This window comes from Streptomyces doebereineriae (assembly GCF_031845645.1).
Lineage (GTDB): Bacteria > Actinomycetota > Actinomycetes > Streptomycetales > Streptomycetaceae > Streptomyces > Streptomyces canus.
In genome coordinates this window covers 247832-267312 of record NZ_JAVREZ010000011.1, presented here as the reverse complement: position 1 = coordinate 267312, position 19481 = coordinate 247832, and the positions used below count along the sequence as shown (strand labels likewise).

The 19481-nt window shown below is 68.8% G+C and carries 13 protein-coding genes; 8 read left to right on the top strand and 5 right to left on the bottom strand.

The features are described 5' to 3' along the window. The first annotated feature begins 230 nt into the window (after positions 1-230). The gene (locus RNB18_RS29965) at positions 231-1382 is read left to right on the top strand and encodes an IS110 family transposase (protein ID WP_449657642.1); all 1152 of its coding nucleotides are present in this window, start codon (positions 231-233) and stop codon (positions 1380-1382) included. Positions 1383-1673: 291 nt separating this feature from the next. Here the strand turns inward: RNB18_RS29965 and RNB18_RS29960 are convergent, their stop codons facing one another. Next, the gene (locus RNB18_RS29960) at positions 1674-3104 is read right to left on the bottom strand and encodes an RICIN domain-containing protein (protein WP_311717238.1); all 1431 of its coding nucleotides are present in this window, start codon (positions 3102-3104) and stop codon (positions 1674-1676) included. Between the two features lie 295 nt (positions 3105-3399). Further along, on the bottom strand, positions 3400-5400 hold the full coding sequence (locus RNB18_RS29955; RefSeq protein ID WP_311717237.1) for an RICIN domain-containing protein: 2001 nt from the start codon (positions 5398-5400) through the stop codon (positions 3400-3402). Between the two features lie 573 nt (positions 5401-5973). Between RNB18_RS29955 and RNB18_RS29950 the strand changes: the two genes are divergently transcribed. The 5 genes from RNB18_RS29950 to RNB18_RS29930 all read left to right on the top strand — a co-directional run bounded on the left by RNB18_RS29950 (position 5974) and on the right by RNB18_RS29930 (position 13128). Beyond that, positions 5974-6972, top strand: coding sequence for a LacI family DNA-binding transcriptional regulator (locus tag RNB18_RS29950; protein WP_266404967.1), 999 nt, complete (start codon positions 5974-5976; stop codon positions 6970-6972). Between the two features lie 351 nt (positions 6973-7323). Beyond that, entirely contained in the window at positions 7324-8625 is a 1302-nt protein-coding gene (locus RNB18_RS29945; RefSeq protein ID WP_311717236.1) for an ABC transporter substrate-binding protein, read from the top strand. 61 nt (positions 8626-8686) lie between these two features. Next, complete coding sequence (locus tag RNB18_RS29940) at positions 8687-9571, top strand: carbohydrate ABC transporter permease (RefSeq protein WP_266404972.1); 885 nt, start codon at positions 8687-8689, stop codon at positions 9569-9571. Positions 9572-9577: 6 nt separating this feature from the next. Continuing rightward, positions 9578-10474 carry a carbohydrate ABC transporter permease gene (locus tag RNB18_RS29935; protein WP_266404974.1) on the top strand — a complete coding sequence of 299 codons (897 nt, stop codon included), beginning with the start codon at positions 9578-9580 and terminating at the stop codon, positions 10472-10474. Then, positions 10471-13128: a family 78 glycoside hydrolase catalytic domain gene (locus RNB18_RS29930; protein ID WP_311717235.1), complete on the top strand. Its 2658-nt coding sequence runs from the start codon at positions 10471-10473 to the stop codon at positions 13126-13128. Before RNB18_RS29935 ends, RNB18_RS29930 begins: the two co-directional genes overlap by 4 nt. Positions 13129-13438: 310 nt before the next feature. Here RNB18_RS29930 and RNB18_RS29925 read toward each other — a convergent pair whose 3' ends face one another. Next, positions 13439-13846 (bottom strand): (R)-mandelonitrile lyase, encoded by a 408-nt coding sequence (locus RNB18_RS29925; protein WP_311717234.1) that lies wholly within the window; start codon positions 13844-13846, stop codon positions 13439-13441. A 63-nt stretch (positions 13847-13909) separates the two neighbouring features. Beyond that, on the bottom strand, positions 13910-14233 hold the full coding sequence (locus tag RNB18_RS29920; RefSeq protein WP_266404980.1) for a carboxymuconolactone decarboxylase family protein: 324 nt from the start codon (positions 14231-14233) through the stop codon (positions 13910-13912). 209 nt (positions 14234-14442) lie between these two features. Between RNB18_RS29920 and RNB18_RS29915 the strand changes: the two genes are divergently transcribed. Beyond that, entirely contained in the window at positions 14443-15336 is an 894-nt protein-coding gene (locus tag RNB18_RS29915; protein WP_311717233.1) for a helix-turn-helix transcriptional regulator, read from the top strand. Positions 15337-15390: 54 nt separating this feature from the next. Beyond that, complete coding sequence (locus RNB18_RS29910) at positions 15391-15600, top strand: recombinase family protein (RefSeq protein ID WP_394817692.1); 210 nt, start codon at positions 15391-15393, stop codon at positions 15598-15600. Positions 15601-15691: 91 nt separating this feature from the next. On the opposite strand, the gene RNB18_RS29905 is transcribed toward RNB18_RS29910, so the two are convergent. Then, positions 15692-18961, bottom strand: a complete 3270-nt coding sequence (locus RNB18_RS29905) for a S8 family serine peptidase (protein ID WP_311717232.1) — start codon at positions 18959-18961, stop codon at positions 15692-15694. Positions 18962-19481 lie beyond the last annotated feature (520 nt).

Below are 19481 nucleotides of genomic sequence, written 5' to 3'. Positions count from 1 at the left end.
GGCCCATGGCCTGACTCATGGTATTTCTGACTGAAGTGTCCTGGTGTCACAGTGTCGGCCGGTGGTCGGGGATGGTGCGTTGTCGGTGCCGGGCCGGCGGGGTGTGTCCCGATAGGGGCCTGTCGATAGTTGTGGCGTCCTCACGATTCTGACCGTCTGACGCGGCCCGGTACCGGCAACGCGACGTGGTATCGGACGGGAGGAGAGGAACGGGCATGTCTGGTGCGACCGTGCCCAGCACGTCGCCTGCTCCCAAGACCGGCCGTCGTCGCCCGGCAGGGGAGGTGGTTCTGGGAGTGGATACGCACCGGGATGCCCACGTAGCCTCGGTGCTCTCAGTGACAGGGGCAGTCCTTGCCACTGGCGAGTTCCCGGCCACCGCGGCTGGATACCGTGATCTGCTGGAGTGGGCCAGGAAGTCGGGAGCCGTGGGGCGGGCCGGGGTGGAGGGGACCGGCTCCTATGGAGCGTCCCTGTCCCGCTATCTGCTGGCCCAGGGTGTGGACGTGTTCGACGTGAACTGGATGGACCGGGCGGATCGCCGGCGGCGTGGCAAGTCGGATCCGCTCGATGCCCAGAATGCGGCGCGAGCCGTGTTGAGCGGGCGGGCCTCCGCTCGGGCCAAAACGGGCGACGGGCCGGTACAGATCGCGCGAATGTACAAACTCACGAAGGCGTCGGCCGTCAAAGCCCGCACCCAGGCCATCAACCAGCTCAAGGCCGTACTCGTCACTGCGGACCCTGTCTTGCGGGAGGAACTGGCCGGACTGGGCAATGCCGAACTCTTCCGTACCTGCGCGCAGTTCACCGATGCGCGTAGTCGCGAGGAGGCTGGCGCGGAGTCAGTGGTGGAGGCCACCCGGATCACGCTGGGCCTTCTGGCCCACCGGATCGGCCAGCTCTCCGAGGAGGTCCGCGACGTGGAGGCTCGTCTGACCCGGCTTGTGGAACGGCATGCCCCGCAGCTGCTCGACGTGGTGGGGATCGGCCCGGACACAGCGGTCACGTTGCTAATCACGGTGGGGGACAACCCGGAACGGCTGGACAGCGAGGCGTCGTTCGCCGCGCTGTGCGGTGTCAGCCCTGTCGAGCGTTCCTCGGGACGCAGGCAATTCCGTCGCCTCAATCGCGGCGGCGACCGGCAGGCCAACGCCGCGCTTCACCGCATCGTGTTCACCCGCCTGCGGGTCGACCCGCGCACTCAGGACTACTACGAGCGGCGGATCAAGGAGGGCAAGACGCGGCGCGAAATCGTCCGCTGCCTCAAACGCTACGCGGCCCGGGAGGTCTTCCACCTGGTAAAACAGCTACAGTCAGCCCCCCCGCTCATAGGGGCTGTGATACGGCGAGGCCCCGCCTGGGGGCTTTGCGTGGAGCCGTGAGACGACGAGGCCGCACCGGAGAGCGCCGGCGCGGCTTCGTCATGAGAGCGGCTGCGCTGTCGGACACGATGCGGTCGGCGCGTCATGTTGCCCGTGTCCCTGTGACGCTTTCGGGGTGCGCCTACTTTGCGATTGCACTCGCACATGCGTCTGAAGAGCCGGTTCCAGCAGAGTGAACCGCTCCGGGACCGGTGGAGCCTTCACCAGACCCGGAGCGATTCACTGCCGGAGTCGGCCGGGGCCCCTCGAGGGGGCCCGGTCCGGGTGCCCGTCGAGGCCGGCTCGCCCGTCTCAGACGACCAGCCACTGTTGGTTCGTCCCGGAGTCGCAGCTCGACTGGTCCAGGGCCGCTCCGTTGGCGGTCGACGCCCCGGCGACTTCGAGGCATCGGCCGCTGCTGGCGTTCGTGAAGGTGACGTACCCACCGATGACCGGCCTCTTCGTCCAGAGCTGCTGTGCGCCGCCGTTACAGGTCGACTGGTCGACCACAGCGCCGTCGGCGGTGGAGGCGCCGCCGACTTCCAGACACTTCCCGCTGTTGACGTTGACCAGCCGGTAGGCGGACCCGACGGGGGTCGGCACCCATTGTTGGTTGGTTCCGGAGTTGCAGTTCCCGGAGTTCACGGCTGCCCCGTCAGCGGTGCTCGCGTACCAGACGTCGGCGCACTTGCCGCTGTTGCGGTTCAGGAGGTGGTTGTTCGCGGAGCCCAGCGGGGCGGCCAGGACGGGCCAGCCGGCCGCGAAGGTGACCTGGCGGATGTCGAGGGTCTCCTGCCCGTTGTTGTTCCCGTCGTAGTAGTGGTACGCGAGGTACTTCGACGTGCCGTCGTCGTAGGCGTCCGCGCCCCCGGCCGCCACCTTCGGGTAGGCGCCGGCGAGCACGGGGGTTCCTCCGCCGGCGGCCATGTCCACGCCGTTCTGGTCGAGGTAGGGCCCGGTGATGCTGGTGGACCGCCCGACCACGGTGTAGTAGGTGCTGTTGACCCCGCTGCAGCAGGTGCCCTTCGAGCCGAAGAGGTAGTAGTAGCCGCCGTTGAGGATGATCGTCGGGTTCTCGATGCCGACGGCGATGTGCCAGAGGTTGTTGTCGGTCGTGGACAGCTTGCCCGTGGACTGGTCCAGCACGTGCATGTAGGTGCCGGAGCCGGTCCAGGACCCCCAGGAGATGTAGAGGCGGCCGTCGGGCCCCCAGTCGACGTTGGGGTCGATCGGGTAGTTGACGTCGGTGACCATGCCCTGGTCGGTCCAGGGGCCTTCGATGTTCGTGGCGGTGGCGAGGCCCATGACCGCATACGAAGAACCCCAGAGCGAACCGGCGTAGTACAGGTGGTACGTGCCGTTGAAGTACTTGATGTCCGGGGCCCAGGTGTTCGGCGGCGTGGAACCGAGCTTGGCCGTGATCCAGGACGGGGTGGAGTCCCAGACGTTGCCGATCTTGGTCCAGCCGGTTGCCGCCGTGCTGTCGCACGTTCTGCGTTCGGTGATGGAGCCGCTCGGGTTGAGCGAGTCGTGCTCGAACCCGGTGGAGAACCCGTAGTAGCAGCTGCCCACCTTGATGACGGACGGGTCGTGCATCCGGGTGTCCCCGCTGAGAGCGTGCGCCTGGCCGGCTGCGACCAGGCCCAGAACGGCCAGTGCGGCGGCCAGCAGGGCGGCGAGGGTGGGATGGACGCGCCGTCGGCGGGCTGCGGGGCGTGGGCCTCCGCTGCGTTGGCTGGTCATGCGCAACTCCTTTGTGTGGCTGACGCGAGGTTCGGCCGCGCAGCCGGCGGTCGGTGGTCGTCGGTCGGCTCGCCATGGTCGGTCCGTGGTGGCCCGCCGCCCGATACGGCCGCCTCCCGGCCCCGTGCTCGTGAGGCGGGCACGGGGGCACGGGGACGGGGGCGAAGGCCGGGCGAGGAGCAGTGCCGGGCGGCGGCTGATGGCCGCCCGACCGGCTCGCGTGAACGGCGCGGGCGCAGGTGGGCGTTCTGCCGTGGGGTGCCTTGGCCGACCGGCCGCCTGCTGGAAAGCGCGGCTAGTTGATCTTCGTGATCGCCCACCGCTGTGCGGACGCCGTCGAGGTCGACTCCTGGTCCAGCAGGGCTCCGTCGCCGGTCGATGCGTTGGTCACTGACAGAGCCAGTCCGCTGGCACGGTTGACCACCTGGTACTTGCCGGCTCCGGTGTCGACCAGGGACCACTGCTGGGACGTTCCGCCTGAGGCCGGCTTCTGGACGACCGCGCTGCCGCTGCTGGTGCCCCCGGCCGAGTCGAGGAGGTCGCCCGAGGCCGCGTTCGTGATCGTGTAGTAGGAGCCGGTCTGGGTGAAGGTCCAGTACTGGTCCGGATGGTTAACGTTGCGGTACTGGTCGGCCTGTGTTCCGTCGCCGCTTCCGACCACCTCCGCGTACTTTCCGCTGTTGACGTTGGCCATCACGAACTGTCCGCTGGTGAAGTCGGGAGCCGCGGTCTGGATGAGGTTCCATCGCTGGTTTGCCGAAGACGTGAGCGGCGCCTGGGTGACCTGCTCGTTCGTCGAGGTCTGACCGTTCGCGTCGGTCGCCATGGTCAGCGCCAGGTCACTGCGCCGGTTGGTGATGGTGTATCCGCCCGCCGGTGCCGGTTCGACCGACCAGTCCTGCTCCGCACCGCCCGTCGACGTCCACTGGATCTCACCGGCGCCCGACGACAGCGATCCACCGGGGACGGCGAGGTACTTGCCGCTGAAGGTGTTCAGGATGCGGTAGTACCCGTTGCTCTGGAGAAGGAACTGCCAGTTGTGGTCCGGGGTTCCGTTGTCCGGCGCCTGGACGACCGAGGACCCGGAATTGGCGTTGGGCACGCCCAGCACCTGGGAACTCAGGACGTTCTGGACCTTGTAGCCGGCGCCTGTCGAGATACCGCCGCCGTAGTCGTCGATGCCGTAGGTCACCTTGTTCGTGCCGTTGGTGGTCAGCACGCCGCCTCGCGTGACCAGCAGGCTCTTGCCGTCGGCGAGGGGGAGCAGCCCGCGGCTGTAACCCGAAACAGTGTTGGAGAACATGCGCACCCAGGTCGCCCCGTTGTCGGTGCTCTTGTACAGCTGCTGGTCGCTGTACGCCTGTACGACGATCGTGCCGTTCGGGCCGCCCGTCGGAAGCCAGGTGACGTACGGATTGCCTCCGGGGCGAATGTTGTCCGTGGTCACGAGCTGCGTTCCGGTGACCGATCCGAAGGTCTCCGGATTGGACGCGATCTTGTAGTACACGGGACAACTGCTGCTCGACGCGTTGCAGACCTCGTAGGTGAGCATGTAGTTGCCATTGCCGAGGCGCGTGACGATCGCCATTCCCGGCCGGGCGCTGTAGTCCGCGTACGTGACATCGTCGACCTCGGACGACCAGTTGACGCCGTCGGTCGTCGTGAAGTGGGCGAGCTTCTGGCCGTGTGCGGGGTCCCGCTGGTCCGAGATGTAGGCGATGAGCTTGTTGTTCGCCACGAGGAAGAACGGTTCCCACACGGGAGTGTGCCCGTTGGAGGCGACCGCGTCTCCGCCGGTGGCGATGGAGCTGACGAAGCTCCAGGTCACACCGTGATCGGTGCTGGCGTACATGTCGATCTTGGTTTTGGAGTTGTCGGTGGGGATGGAGTCACCCGCCGCGATGATCGTGCCGGCGGGGAACGAGCCGACCGCCTGCGGAAGCTCGTAGAGGACGGGTTCGAGCTGGATGTTGTTCCAGGAGTTGACCTGGTCGTGGATCGTGGAGATCTGTGTCCAGGTGCGCCCCGAGTCGGTGCTGCGGTACACCGGCATGCCGTTTCCGGAGTACTGCTCGAAGGACGCCAGCAGTGTGCCGTTGGAGTCGGTGCTGTGCTGGAGCCGGATGGCGTGGGCGTAGAGCGAGCCATAGGAGGGGGCCCCGCTCGGCGGCTGCCACATGACGCCGCCGCTGTAGGTGACGGCGTGGGCGGACACGGCCGGTATCGCGAAGGGCGCCAGGGCGGCCACGGCGCCGATGGCGGCGGCCTTTGCCCACGATCTTCTGTTCTTGTGCATGGGTGGGTAACTCCCTCGGCGGTGAGAGAAGGACGGCGAGGACGGCGCGCGGGCGGGGAGCTCGCTGTGTGCTCCGGACGGAGAACGGCAGCTGATCGGCCGAGCCATGGCCGGCGAGAATCCGGGACCGTCAACGCTTGGGATGGGGGATGCGAGAGGTGGGGGTCGGGATTGAAGCGCATCAATCCCTTCAGCGGTGCGAGGCTGGCACCCTCTGTGCCGCTCGTCAAGAGTCTGCGCAGTGATTGCGCAGGCGAGGCTCGGTGCGTAGAGGGGTGATTCCTCGGGCGGCGGTCGGACGCCGGTCGGGCGGCGGCTGAGCTCGGGAGCGTCCGGCGACTCGCCCGTCACCCGGGAAGGTGTGCCGTGACCTCGGTGTCCGTGCCCGTACCCGTCGTGCCGAAGTGCGGGGCCAGGAAGGAGCATTGGAGCGCTTTAACGGAAGCATGTATCCTGCGCGTGTCCACCCCAGCCTGGTCACGTCAATGTCGTGTTCAGGTCGAACGAGACCGGAAGTCGAGGAGCGTCGTGGCAGCCGCAGGTCCACGAGCAAATGGACACGCCGGTCCGAGCATGCAGGACGTCGCCAAGGCGGCGGGCGTCTCGCTCGGCACGGTTTCCAACGTGCTGAACCATCCGGCCAAGGTCAGCCCGGTGACGGCGCAGCGCGTGCGCGAAGCCATCTCCCGGTTGGGTTTCGTGCGCAACGACGCGGCCCGGTCGCTGGCGTCCGGGTCGAACGACAGTGTCGGGCTGGTGCTGGCCGACATCGAGAACTCGCTGTTCATCGACATGGCGCACGGCGCCCAGGAGGCGGCACGCGCGGCCGGCCTCAACCTGCTGCTCGCGAACACCACGTGCGACATGGGGCTCCAGGACGAGTACCTGGATCTCTTCGACGAGGCCCGGGTCACCGGAGTGCTGCTGGCCCCGATGGAGGACTCCACCGACGGCATCGCCCGGATGCGCTCGCACGGACGCCAGATCGTGCTGCTCAACTTCGCGCCCAAACCGGGCACGTGCTGCTCGGTGCTGGTCAACAACGAGCACGTGGGGTATCTCGCGGCACGCCACCTCATCGACACCGGACGCACCAGGCTGGCCTACGTCGTCGCACATGACGACTACCAGCCCGTGCGTGACCGGCGCAGGGGAGTGCGCGCGGCGGTCGAGGAGGCCGGCGCCCGCGTGACGCTGGAGGAGATCGACAGCGGCGGCCTGACCACGGCACACGGGCACCTGGTCGGCAAGGACCTCGCCCGGCGGAAACCCGGCGACCTGCCGGACGGCCTCGTCGTCGTCGCCGACGAGCTGGCCAACGGCATCATCCACGAGCTGCACACGGTGGCAGGAATCGGCGTACCCGACCAGATCGCGGTCGTCGGTTGCGAGAACAACCGCACGGCCGGTTCCGCAGCGGTGCCCCTGACCGCGGTGGACCTGCCCGGGCGGGCGATGGGGCAGGAAGCGATGCGGCTGCTGATGGACGAGGTGGCCTCGGGCGAGCAGCATCGGCATGCCACCGTCGTGCTGGAGCCGGAGCTGATCATCCGCACCAGCGCGCCGCGCTGAGCAGCGGAGTCTTCCGCCGGAGTTGTCCCGTACCCCGAGCTCTGCCCCCGAGTCCCGCACCGGTGCTCTGCCTCGAAGGGAGCTCGGCTTCCGCAGTTCTGCCCGAAGTCCCGCCCCAGCGTGCGCACCACACGAAGCCGGAGCCGGAGCCGGAGCCCGCACCCGCCTTCGCCCCAGGGCCAGGCCCGTGCCCTCAGCCAGGCCCCTCGCCGTGCCCGATTCCTGTCGTCGTGCACACATTGCGGTTCGGAAATACCGACGAATCATCCTTGACACGGCCGTGTAGCGGGCCGTAGGTTCCGGGCAACATTGAAGCGCTTCAAAGCGCTGTGCACCGCGAGGAGCAACCCCGTGCACCACACCCTCAAGCCCCGAAACCTCGCCATCCTGGCGACCGCCACCACCGCTGGCCTGCTGCTGAGCGGCTGCGGCGGCGGCACGAGCGCGTCGAGCAGCGGCGCCAAGGCGTACACCCTCACCATCAACGACGACAACCACATCGTCCAGCAGGAGCTCAAGACCCTGAGCACCGGCGCGTGCAAGACGCAGGACGCCGCTCTGCCGCTGAAGATCCAGACGCTGCCGATCAGCAACGTCGACCAGAAGGTGCAGCTTCTCGCCGGGCAGGACGCGCTGCCCGTGCAGTTCGCGGCGGGAGGCACCCCGCAGCTCACCAAGACGCTGGACAAGGCCGGCCAGGTCCTCGACCTCGAGAAGACGCTCAAGGACCTCGGGGTCTGGGACGACATCCAGCCCGCCGCGGTCAAGACGGTGCAGAACCTGTACGGCAAGTTCAACGTGATGCCCTACCAGTTCAACATCGAGGGCATCTGGTACAACAAGAAGCTTCTCGCCGCCCACCACATCGCCGTCCCGACGACGTACGACGAGCTGGTCGCGGCTGCGGCAAAGCTGAAGGGCGCGGGCGTCACCCCGTTCTCCGCGGCGGGCAAGGAGGGGTGGCCCCTCACCCGTCTCATCAGCGGCTACCTCTACCGGGAGCTGGGCCCTGACGCCCTGCAGGCGGTCGCGGACGGCAAGGCGAAGCTGACCGACCCCGAGTACGTCAAGGCCGCGCAGGCTATCGCCGACCTCGGCAAGGCGGGCTACTTCGGCAAGGGCGTCGGATCGATCGACTACGACACCGGGGTGCAGCAGTTCCTGACCGGCAAGGCCGCCATGTTCTACATGGGCAGCTGGGAGCTCGGCGACTTCAACGACAAGACCAAGAACAAGATCGGTGCGGACAACGTCGGCTTCATGCCGTTCCCGACCGTGTCCGGCGGCAAGGGGTCCGCGGACCAGATTCCGGCCAACGTCGGTCTCCCGGTCGCCGTCTCCGCGAAGGCGTACAACGCCAAGGTCGGCGACTGGCTCTCCTGCACCGCGAAGAACTACGGTGCCGGCTCGCTGAAGGACCAGGGCACGATCTCCGGGTTCAAGCCCAAGGGCGACACGGGCACGCTGCCGCCGCTCACGCAGCAGGTGCAGGACACCATCTCGAAGACCACGACCAGCACCCTGTGGTTCGAGGCGCTGTTCAACACGAAGGCGACCGAGACCAGCCAGACGAACGCCGCGCCGCTGGTCAACGGGTCCCTCTCCGCGAAGGACTTCATGCAGAAGATCCAGACGGACCTGGACAACGGCTGACCCGTCCGCCGCCACCCGCGAACCGTTCCGAACCCTTCGTGAAAGACCTGAAAGAGCCGACATGCGTTCCGTTCTGGGAGACCGCCGCGCCCTCGCCATCCTGCTGGGTCCGGCACTGCTCGTGTACACACTGGTGATGCTCGTACCGATGGGCTGGTCCCTGGGCTACACCTTCTTCAAGGGGAACGTCATCGAAGGGTTCACCTTCGACGGGTTCGGCAACTTCGAGAAGCTGTGGCACGACCCGCAGGCGCACTCGGCCCTGTGGTTCACCTTCAAGTACGGGGTCGTCGTCAGCGTCGGGCAGGTGCTCTTCGGATACCTGCTCGCCCTGCTCTACGTGTTCGTGCTGCGCAAGTCGTCCGCGCTCATCCGCACGCTGGTGTTCTTCCCGGTGATCCTGCCGACCGTCGCCGTGGCCCTGATGTTCCAGAAGCTCTTCGCCGTCGCACCGCAGAACGGCCTGGCCAACACCGCCATCGAGGCGCTGGGCATCCACCACGGGGACTGGTTCGCCAGCGGCGGAGGGGCCTTCCTCGTCCTGGTCGTGATGGACGTATGGCGCTCCATGGGCTTCTACGGCGTGCTCATCTACGCGGGACTGCTCGACATCCCCGAGGAGACGATCGAGTCGGCGCGCATGGACGGCGCCACCGGATGGCGACTGATCCGGCACATCGTCCTGCCGCTGTCCTGGCCGGTGGTGCTGTCGTCCGTGGTGTTCAGCATCAACGGCACGCTCAAGGTGTTCGACTCGGTCCTGGCCCTGACCAACGGCGGCCCGGGCAGCGACACCACACCCCTGACCCTGTACATGTTCCGCACCGCGTTCTCCTACGGCGACTACGGCTACGGCAGCACCATCGCGTCACTGCTCACCGTCGTCTGCCTGGGCGTCTCCCTGATCATCTTCCGCTTCTCGCGCCGCGACCCGACCAAGGGCTGAACTCCGATGACCGACTCCCTGACGGCACCGCCGCGGGAACTCCTCACCCGCCCGCCCACGGCGCCCCGGCAAAAGGGCCGCCACACCCGGCCCCTGGTGCGCAACACACTCGTCGCCCTGCTGCTGGTGATCGAGGTGGCACCGCTGCTGTGGCTGCTGCTGAGCTCCTTCAAGACCCAGTCCGAGTTCGTCAACGACCCCGCCTGGTCGCTTCCGAAGAGCTGGGGCCTGCACAACTACACCGAGGCGTGGACGACCGGGCACGTCGCCCTGTACATCCGCAACAGCCTTCTGGCCACCGTGCCCTCGCTCGCCCTCATCATCCTGCTCGGCGTCGCCGCGGGCTTCGCCCTGGAGGTGATGGTCTGGCGCGGACGCCACAAGGTCCTGCTCGTGTTTCTCGTCGGCATCATGGTGCCGAGCCAGATGATCCTGCTGCCGTTGTTCCGGGTGTACTTCCAGACCGGCCTGTCCGGGACTCTGTGGCCCCTCATCCTCACCTACACCGCGGCCGGCCTCCCGCTGACCGTCTTCATGATGGCCACCTACTTCCGGTCGATCCCGCGCGAGGTCTTCGAAGCCGCCACCCTCGACGGGGCGAGCATCCTCAAAGCCTTCTGGCGGATCGCCTTCCCCATGGTCCGCAACGCCGTCTTCACGGTGGGGCTGGTGCAGTTCTTCTTCATCTGGAACGACCTGCTCATCTCGCTCACCTTCACCACCAACGACGACCTGCGCACCATCCAGGTGGGTCTGCTCAACTTCACCGGACAGTACGGCGAGACGGCCTACGGACCACTGTTCGCCGCGATCAGCATCAACGTGGTCGGCGCCCTGGTGCTGTACCTGCTCATCAACCAGCGCATCATCAAGGGCCTGACCGCGGGCGCGGTGAAGGGATGAACCACGAGCTGAAACCGGCGGTCGCCACACCGACCGCGGAACACCACCGGGAACCTCTCGGCATCGGTGAGCCCGCCCCCCGCGTCTCCTGGAAGACGACCGCACCGGCCGGCTGGACGCAGCAGGCCTACCAGATCGAGGTCACCCGCAAGGACGGGACCCACCGCACGGACTGGGTGACCTCCAAAGACTCCGTGCTCGTCGACTGGCCCTGCGACAGGCCACTGGCATCACGGGAACGCGCCGCGATACGCGTGCGGGTCCGCGGGAGCGACGGCACGGCCAGTGACTGGAGCCCGGCCCTGCACCTGGAAACAGGACTGTTGGAGCCGGCGGACTGGACGGCGTACGCGATCTCACCGCAGTGGCAGTCACTGGAGTCGCCCGACGGCGACCGGCGCCCGCCGCTGTTGCGCAAGGACTTCCACGCCGGTGCGGAGGTGGAGCAGGCGCGGCTGTACGTCACCGCCCACGGCTTGTACGAGATCGAGATCAACGGCCGGCGGGTCGGCGACCACACCCTCGCGCCCGGCTGGACCAGCTACGACCACCGGCTGCGCTACCAGACCCACGACGTCACGGAACACCTGCGTGCCGGTGACAACACGATCGGCGCGTGGATGGCCGACGGCTGGTACCGCGGACGGCTGGGCTTTCACGGCGGCCACTCCAACCTCTACGGCGACCGGCTCGCCCTCCTCGCCCAACTCGAGATCGTCCACCGCGACGGAACCCGTACCACCATCGGCACCGACACCTCCTGGCGAGCCGCCCACGGGCCGATCGTCTCCTCCGGCCTGCTCGACGGCGAGACCCACGACGCCCGGGACGAACGGCCCGGCTGGTCCAGCCCTGGTTTCGACGACGGCGACTGGTCACCGGTCGACATCGTCACCCGGGACCCGGCGAGGCTGGTCGCCCCCACCGGGCCGCCCGTGCGCTGCACCGAGGAGATCACCCCGGCCCGGGTGACCGCCCTCGACGGCGACCGCCTCCTGGTGGACTTCGGACAGAACCTCGTCGGCAGGGTCCGTATCACCGTGACCGGGCCGGCCGGGCACACGGTCGTCGTCCGTCACGCCGAGGTGCTCCAGGACGGAGAGCTGTGCGTCCGCCCCCTGCGCGACGCCACCTCCACCGACCGGTACATCCTCCGGGGCGGGGACCGGGAGACATGGGAACCGCGCTTCACCCTCCACGGCTTCCGCTACGCCGAGATCACCGGCTGGCGCGGCGGCGACCCCCAGCGCGACATCGTCGCCCGCGTCCACCACACCGACATGGCCCGCACGGGCTGGTTCGAATGCTCCGACGAGCAGGTCAACCGGCTGCACGAAAACGTGGTGTGGAGCCTGCGCGGCAACTTCGTCGACGTTCCCACCGACTGCCCCCAGCGAGACGAGCGGCTCGGCTGGACCGGCGACATCCAGGTCTTCGCGCCCACCGCCGCCTTCCTGTACGACTGCCACGGCATGCTCGCCTCCTGGCTGCGCGACGTCGCCGTCGAACAGCACGACGACGGCACCGTCCCCTGGTACGTACCCACCATCCCCGGCGGCCCGCAGTGGACACCGGCCCGACCCGGCGCCGGCTGGGGCGACGTCGTGACGCTGACCCCGTGGGCCCTGTACCAGGACTCCGGCGACACCGGCCTGCTGGCCGCCCAGTACGACAGCGCACGCCGCTGGGTCGATCTCATCACCGAGCTCGTGGGCCCGTCGGGCCTGTGGAACCGCGGCTACCAACTCGGCGACTGGCTCGACCCCTCCGCACCCCCGGACGACCCAGGCGCCGGCCGCACCGACCGCCACCTCATCGCCACCGCCTACTACGCCTGGTCCACCGCGCATCTGGCACGGATGGCCGAAGTCCTCGGGCGCGACGACGACCGGCAGCACTACGAGCAGCTCGCGCAGCGCATACGCCAGGCTTTCATCGATGCCCACGTGCTTGCCTCCGGCCTGATGACCAGCGACACCCAGACCGCGTATGCCATCGCCCTCCAGTTCGACCTCCTGCCCGGTCAGGCAGCGCGGGACGTCGCCGGACGGCGTCTGGCCGAACTGGTCGCTGCAGGCGACCACACCATCCAGACGGGATTCATCGGCACCCCACTCGTCACACCCGCGCTGAGCTCCACGCACCACACCGACACCGCCTACAACCTGCTTCTCCAACAGGAGTGCCCCTCCTGGCTGTACGCGCTCAAGCACGATGCCACCACCATCTGGGAACGCTGGGACAGCATGCTCCCCGACGGGACCGTCAACCCGGGCGAGATGACCTCCTTCAACCACTACGCCCTGGGCGCGATCGCCCAGTGGCTGCACACCACGGTCGCCGGCCTGACCGCTGCCTCACCCGGCTACCGTGACATCGTTTTCCGCCCACGACCGGGCGGAGGCATCACTTCGGCCGCCGCCGCCCACGAGTCGCCGTACGGGCGCGTGGCCATACGGTGGGAGCTGCACGCCTCGGGCATCAAGGTGCACACGACAGTGCCCACCGGCGCGAAAGCACAGATCGACTGGCCCGACGGAGGCGTGACCACCCTGGCGCCCGGCACCACCACCACGACCTGGCGGTCACAGCGCACCACCGACCGGTCCACCTCCACGTCCACCTCCGCCGCCATACCGGCAGACCTCACCTGAGTGCCGGCGGTCGCTGCGTCGGCTTGGCGCGGAAAGCGGTCACCCATGCCGGCCACCACATCGGCCCCCCGTCCCACGGCGCCTGATCAGCCACTTCTCGATCACGCCGAGGACGGGGACACGGGGGCAGGCCGTCCGACGTCAGGCCGCAGCGCCCCCGCACCGCGCCGTATCCCTGAAGTCTCGGTCTGACGAGTGGCGAACCAGCGAAAGGAACTCGGGCTGTCCGACGGAGCCCTCGCCCAGATCACCACGACACGCGGCGCCGGTCAACGGCCCTGTCAGGCGAGGAGTGAGCGATGACTGCCCGTCAGCTGTTGGTGAGGGCGGCGTCGTACTGCTCGTCGGTGACGGGCTCCAGCCAGACGGTGCCATCGCCGTTGTCGTCGCCGACCACGAGGGCGATGTGCGACATGAGGGTGGTGTCGGTCGCTCCGTGCCAGTGCTCCTCACCTGCCGGGCACTTGACGGTCTCACCGGCGCTGATGCGTACGACACTGCCGTCGCGGGTGCCGACCAAGCCGACACCGTCGGTGACGTACAGCACCTGGCCGTTGGCGTGGGAGTGCCAGTTGGTGCGGGCGCCGGGGGTGAAGCGCACCAGGCCGGCCGCAAGGCGGGCGGGCTCGGTGGGTGCCTCGATCATGTTGAGGTAGACGTCACCGGTGAAGCGCTCGGCGGGGACCTTCATGGTGGGCGTGGAGGTGATGTGTTCCATGGCTCTACTCCTTGATCGTCACTGTGGTGGGAGTGGTGCGAGGGAAATGCGAGGGAGGGCTGATCAGGCGGCGTTGTGCTCGTCGGCGATCTTCTTGAGCTGGTTGATCGCGGTCATGGCGTTGGGCCAGCCCGCGTAGAAGGCGAGGTGGGTGATGGCCTCGGACAGCTCCTCGACGCTCAGGCCGTTGTCCAGGGCGACGCCAAGGTGGTAGCCGAGCTGCTCGGAGCGGTAGAGGGCGGCCAGCACGCTCACGGTGACCAGGCTGCGGTCGCGCGGGGAGAGCTCGGGACGCTCCCAGACGTCGGCGAAGAGGACCTCGTCGGTGACCTCCACGAGCTTGGGCGCGATGGCGGCGAGTTCCTGGGGCGCGGACTGCTTCGGCATGCGGTGACTCCTTGATCAAAACGGTGCGGGGCGGTCAGGACCCCTGTGTGGCGGGCCGGTCCTCCGGCAGCCGCCACAGCCCGGTTTCCGGGGTCTCAGCTGCTGCCGATATCGAGGAAACCGCGGATCGCAGGGGCGGGGGAGGGCCTGGGCTTACAGGTACTGACAGGGCCCCCCACCCGTGCTCCGTCCGGCTTAGCCTGGAACGCGTGATTACCGAGAGCGACATCCGAGCATTCCTGGCCTCCCGCCGCGCCAAGATCACCCCGCAGCAGGCCGGGCTGCCCGCCTACGGTGGAAACCGGCGGGTGCCGGGGCTGCGCCGCGAGGAAGTCGCCCTGCTCGCCGGCGTCAGCATCGACTACTACGTCCGCCTGGAACGCGGCCACATCGCCGGAGCCTCCGAGGAAGTCCTCGACGCCGTCGCAAACGCCCTCCAGCTCGACGACGCCGAACGCGCCCACCTCTATGACCTGGCCCGCGCCGCCGCCAAACGCCCCGCCCGCCGCAGGCCCGCCCGCGGTCCCCTCCCGGACAGCGTCCTGCGCGTCCTGGAGTCCATGACCGACTCACCGGCCTTCATCCGCAACGGCCGCCTGGACATCCTCGCCGTCAACTCCCTCGGTCGGGCCTTGTACGCACCCCTGTACGCCGACGATGCTCCGCACCCGGTCAATATCGCCCGCTTCCAGTTCCTCGACCCGCGGGGCCGGGACTTCTTCCCCGACTGGGAGGAGTCCCTGAACACCACCGTCTCCCTGCTGCGCACCGAGGCCGGACGCGCCCCGCACGACAGTGACCTCACCGGACTCGTCGGCGAGCTCGTCACACGCAGCGAGGAGTTCCGCACCGCCTGGGCCAAGCACAATGTGCGCCTGCACCACACTGGCCGCAAGTCCTTCCACCACCCCGCCGTCGGCGCCCTCACCCTGGACTTCGACGCGATGGAACTGCCCGCGCAGCCCGGCTTGACCCTCACCGCCTACTCCGCCGCGCCCGGTACCTCCGAGGGCGACGCCCTGCAACTCCTCGCCAGCTGGGCGGCCACCGAGAAGACATCGCCCACCAGCAGCCCCGGCACCGCCGATCAACAGAATCGGTGAACACCGCGTGGTGCTCACGGAACGCACCCCGCCCAGCTGACCGAGCACGGCCCGGTGCTGGAGATGCTCGCCGGGCCGCTGCCCGGCATCTACGACCCCACCGGCCCCGGCAGGCTGCTGTTCGACTTCTTCGCAACGATGGCGGAGACGGAGCGGGAGAACATCGGGGAGCCGCTGGAGGGCCTGGAGACCGCGGCCCTCAAGGACAGTGAATCCTTTCCAACCTCACGTGCCAGCCGGGCAGTTGGGCTGAAAGAGAGATGAACGCCAGGTGTTTGCGATCCGCCCGTGCCCTCGGGGAGTGCACGGGCGGATCGCTCACCGATGGTTCACACCAACGGCTACCGGTGCGCGGCTACGGCGTGACGGTCAACACCGTGTGCCCGAGGGTGGTCGACCCGTCGCCGTACTCGACGGCGCCGACGTACCGCTGGCCGCGTTTCGCGTCCGGCCACGACACCGTGACCTGCGGACGGTCACCCGTCGAGACCTTCTGCTCGGTCGGGGTGACCGTGGCTGTCACGGCCGGGGTGCCCTGGCCGACCTTCCAACTCCACAGGGTGTACTGCTGGCTGGTGGTGCCGGCCGGCAGTTCGTACTGGAGGACGTAGACGTCGTAGTCGCCGGGCGGCAGGTCGACGTGCTCGTCGGAGCCGGGGCCGGGCCAGTCGCCGATGTGGTTGCCGTTTGTGTCGAAGGCGTACAGGTCGAGATTGCTGCCGGGGACGTGGTCCGCGGAGGTGATGGCGAACCGGGTGAACGGGGTGCCTGCGGGGACGTGGACGTGGTGTTTCACGACGGCGTCGTTGGTGCGCTGACTCTGTGTGAAGTCGGCCTGGTCGGTGCCCGTGAGGGTGCCGGTGGTCTTCTCGCCGGTGTAGAGGGACGCCTTCGCGGTCAGCTCGCCGTTCCAGTCGACTGCGGGCCTCAGCGTCGCGGAGTCACCACCGGTGACCACGGCCTCTTTCGGGGCGGACAACGGTACGGAGCGCAGGGCGACCGGGCTGGTGACCTCGTGGTGGCTGTGCGCGTCGCTCCACGTCAGGGAGCCGAAGGACCAGGCGTTGTGGGCCGCACTCGTACGCTCGAAGGTCACCTTGTACGACGCCGACGCGCCCGGCGTGACCGTCAGCCGCTTCGGGGTGACCTCGGCGCGGAAGCCCGGCGGGGTCTGGAGCTTCGCCCTGTACGTGGCGGTGCGCGCCGAGACGTTGGTGACCGTGCGCGCCACCGTCTGACCGGCCAGCAGGTCACCGACCGCGATCGACGGATAGTTGAGGTCGCTGGGGTCGGTCTTCGTGGCCGTGGCGCAGGCATCGGTGCCGTCCTCGGTGGTCGGCTTCTGGCCGATCGCGCAGAGGTAGGCGGTCCAGTCGGCGGAGGTGGAGCCGTAGACCAGGCCGGGGTCGGCCGCCCGGGTGACTCGGGGCAGGCCCGCGCCGTAGTCGAGGGGCGAGGCGGAGTCGGACAGTTCGCGGCCGATGGGGTCGCCGTTCTCGTCGGTGGGCGTGGCCGTCGTCATCAGCGCCGACTTGATCTCCATCGGTGACCAGCCCGGGTGCAATTGCCGCAGCAGGGCGGCGAGGCCGGCGATGTGCGGGGACGCCATCGAGGTGCCGTCGGAGAAGCTGAACCGGCCGGGGTAATAGCTGGTGCTGCCGGGCACCACGCCCGCCGGGATGGTCTGACCGAAGGAGGCGATGTCCGGCTTGAGCAGGTCGCCGTCGCTGAAGTGGTCCGGGCCGCTGGAGGAGAAGGAGAGGATCTCCCGGGTGGCCCGGTGGCTGCTCTGGGTGGGCGTGAACCGGGCGGTCGCGCCGGCCTGGGAGGCGTATGCGTGGACTGCCTTCGCGTCCTCGAGGTCGAGTTGGATCAGGGGCACCGAGAAGACGTACGGGGGCAGGAACTCGTCGTAGGCCGGGGTGTCGGTGAGTACGAGACCCTTGCCGCCGACCGCCAGGACCTCGTCCGACTTGTCGTCCTCCCAGATGCCGGCACCGCCTCGGTCGCAGACGATGATCTTGCCCTTCGCCCGTGCCGGATCGAGCGTGCCCGGCGCGCACAGCGCGGCCCGGCCGGCGTCCGAGCCGTCCTTACGTACGGCGGCTGCCTCGACCAGCGGGGCAGAGCCGGCACCCGGGTTCAGGCCGACGCGGGTGTAGCGGCGGCCGTCGCCGAGGACCAGGGAGGTGGTGTACTGGGTGTCGTGTGACGACGCGGCGACCGTCGTGACCCACGGGCCGGTGTGGTGCACGGAGTCCGGGCCGCCGTTGTTGGCGGCAGCGGCGATGAACACGCCCGCCTTGGCCGCGTTGAACATGGCCTCCATGTCGGGCTGCTCGGTGAGTGTGCCGGTGATGGAGAAGTTGATGACGTCGACGCCGTCCGCCACGGCCCTGTCGATCGCGGCGGTGAGGTCCGCGGTCGGGCAGCCGAAGCCCGGCCAGCACGCCTTGTAGAAGGCGAGGCGGGCAGCCGGGGCGACACCGCTGAGCCGGCCCTCGGCGTTGCTGCCGGGTACCGACGCGGCGACGCCGTGGTTGCCGGCGGCCGTGCTGCCGGTGTGGGTGCCGTGGCTGCTGGTGTCCAACGGTGAGGGGGTGTCTTCGCGGTCCGCAGGGACTCCCGCGCCGAACCACTGTGCGCCGATCACCTTGTTGTTGCAGGTCACCTTGTGCGTGGGGTCGTCGCCCGGGTCACAGTCGCCGTGCCACTTCTTGGCGATGGCCTCGGCGTCGGGGCGCGGATTCGGCAGTGCGGCGAACATCGGGTTCGAGGGGTCGAACCCGGTGTCCACGATCCCGACGATCACGCCTTCTCCGGCGTGCTCGGGGCCGCCCGCCTTCGCCCACAGACCCTTGGCGCCGGAGAGGCCGAGGAGTCGGGGGGTGTCGGGGAACTGGGCGTGGCGGGCCGTACGGGGTGCCTGGGAGCCGGGGGTGTGCGGTGTTCGGGCTTCTGCGGGTGCGGTGAGGGCTGATCGCGCAGCGCTCCGCGCCTCTGAAAGACCTTGGCCCTGGGGGCCGCTCACCCTGTCGGGAGGGGTCGGCTGCTGGGCCGCAGGAGCCGGGACCTTGCCGCCGGCCCCGTCCCGGCCATCGGTCACGGTCCGGATGGAGGTTTCCGCCCGGCCGTCCGTCCTCGGCCCATCGTCCGGACCTGTCGACGCCGGCTGAGCGACCGTGTTGCGGGTCACCGAGACGACACCAGGCGTCGAGGCCAGCTTGGCGGCCTGCCGGCCGGTCAGTTCGGCGGCGAATCCGCTGAACGTGTAGGAGTAGTCGTAGAGCGTCTCGACACCGGGCACGGCGTCGAGGACCCGCTCCCGACGGTCGTCCAGGTGTGCCACGTACTTCTCGACCGTGGCGGAGTCGGCGTCGAGCCGCTTCCCTGCCGTGGGCGCAGTCCGCTGCAGCCGGGGCAGCCCGCCCTCGTACGCGGCGACGGGTGGGTCGGCGAGCTTGACGATGTAGGTGTCGTCGCCGTACCTGCTGTCGCTCCCAGTGGAGTTGGGGTCGGAAGCGGCGGAGGTGGGAGCGATGACCGCCATGAGGGTCAGGGCTCCGGCGAGGAGGGGCGCGAGAGTGGTGATGGCCGCTCTCGGGCGTATGGGTGTGCGTGTCACTTGTGATCCATATCGATCGGGTGCCGCGGATGCGTCGGGCGCCAGGTGTCCGGCCGCCATCCGCCTCTGCGGCTGTGGGGGTGTGCGGGGGCTACGGCGTGACTGTCGAAACCGTGCACCCGAGGGGGCTCGAACCGTCGCCGTGTTCGACGAGGCCGAGGTACCGCGTGGCCTGCAAAGCAGGCCAGGTCAATTTGAGTTGGGGCCCTCGTCCGCAGCCACCGCCGGGAGTGGCAGTGGTGGGGGTGTCGGGTTCGCCCTGGCCGAGCTTCCGGCTCCAGAGCATGTACTGCGAGGTCTCCCTGGCCGGCACGGCACACGCGGTGAGCGCGAGCAACATGGCCAGGTGGTGGCGCACTCCTGCGTGGATCGGAGTTGGGCAAGGGCAGTCCGGATCAGCGATGACGCATTCGGTAGGCACGATCTCTGAACTGACAGATCGCCATGAACCGGGGGTCACGCGGCAACACCGAAGCCTGGACCCCGAATGCGCTCGTCGAAGCCTGGAGGCAGCAAGGTG

What these genes read in the sequence shown, in the direction of transcription:
- RNB18_RS29960 (WP_311717238.1), bottom strand. Translation starts at nt 3,104, where the DNA reads ATGACCAGCCAACGCAGCGGAGGCCCACGCCCCGCAGCCCGCCGACGG.
- RNB18_RS29955 (WP_311717237.1), bottom strand. Translation starts at nt 5,400, where the DNA reads ATGCACAAGAACAGAAGATCGTGGGCAAAGGCCGCCGCCATCGGCGCC.
- RNB18_RS29950 (WP_266404967.1), top strand. Translation starts at nt 5,974, where the DNA reads ATGCAGGACGTCGCCAAGGCGGCGGGCGTCTCGCTCGGCACGGTTTCC.
- RNB18_RS29940 (WP_266404972.1), top strand. Translation starts at nt 8,687, where the DNA reads ATGCGTTCCGTTCTGGGAGACCGCCGCGCCCTCGCCATCCTGCTGGGT.
- RNB18_RS29935 (WP_266404974.1), top strand. Translation starts at nt 9,578, where the DNA reads ATGACCGACTCCCTGACGGCACCGCCGCGGGAACTCCTCACCCGCCCG.
- RNB18_RS29930 (WP_311717235.1), top strand. Translation starts at nt 10,471, where the DNA reads ATGAACCACGAGCTGAAACCGGCGGTCGCCACACCGACCGCGGAACAC.
- RNB18_RS29925 (WP_311717234.1), bottom strand. Translation starts at nt 13,846, where the DNA reads ATGGAACACATCACCTCCACGCCCACCATGAAGGTCCCCGCCGAGCGC.
- RNB18_RS29920 (WP_266404980.1), bottom strand. Translation starts at nt 14,233, where the DNA reads ATGCCGAAGCAGTCCGCGCCCCAGGAACTCGCCGCCATCGCGCCCAAG.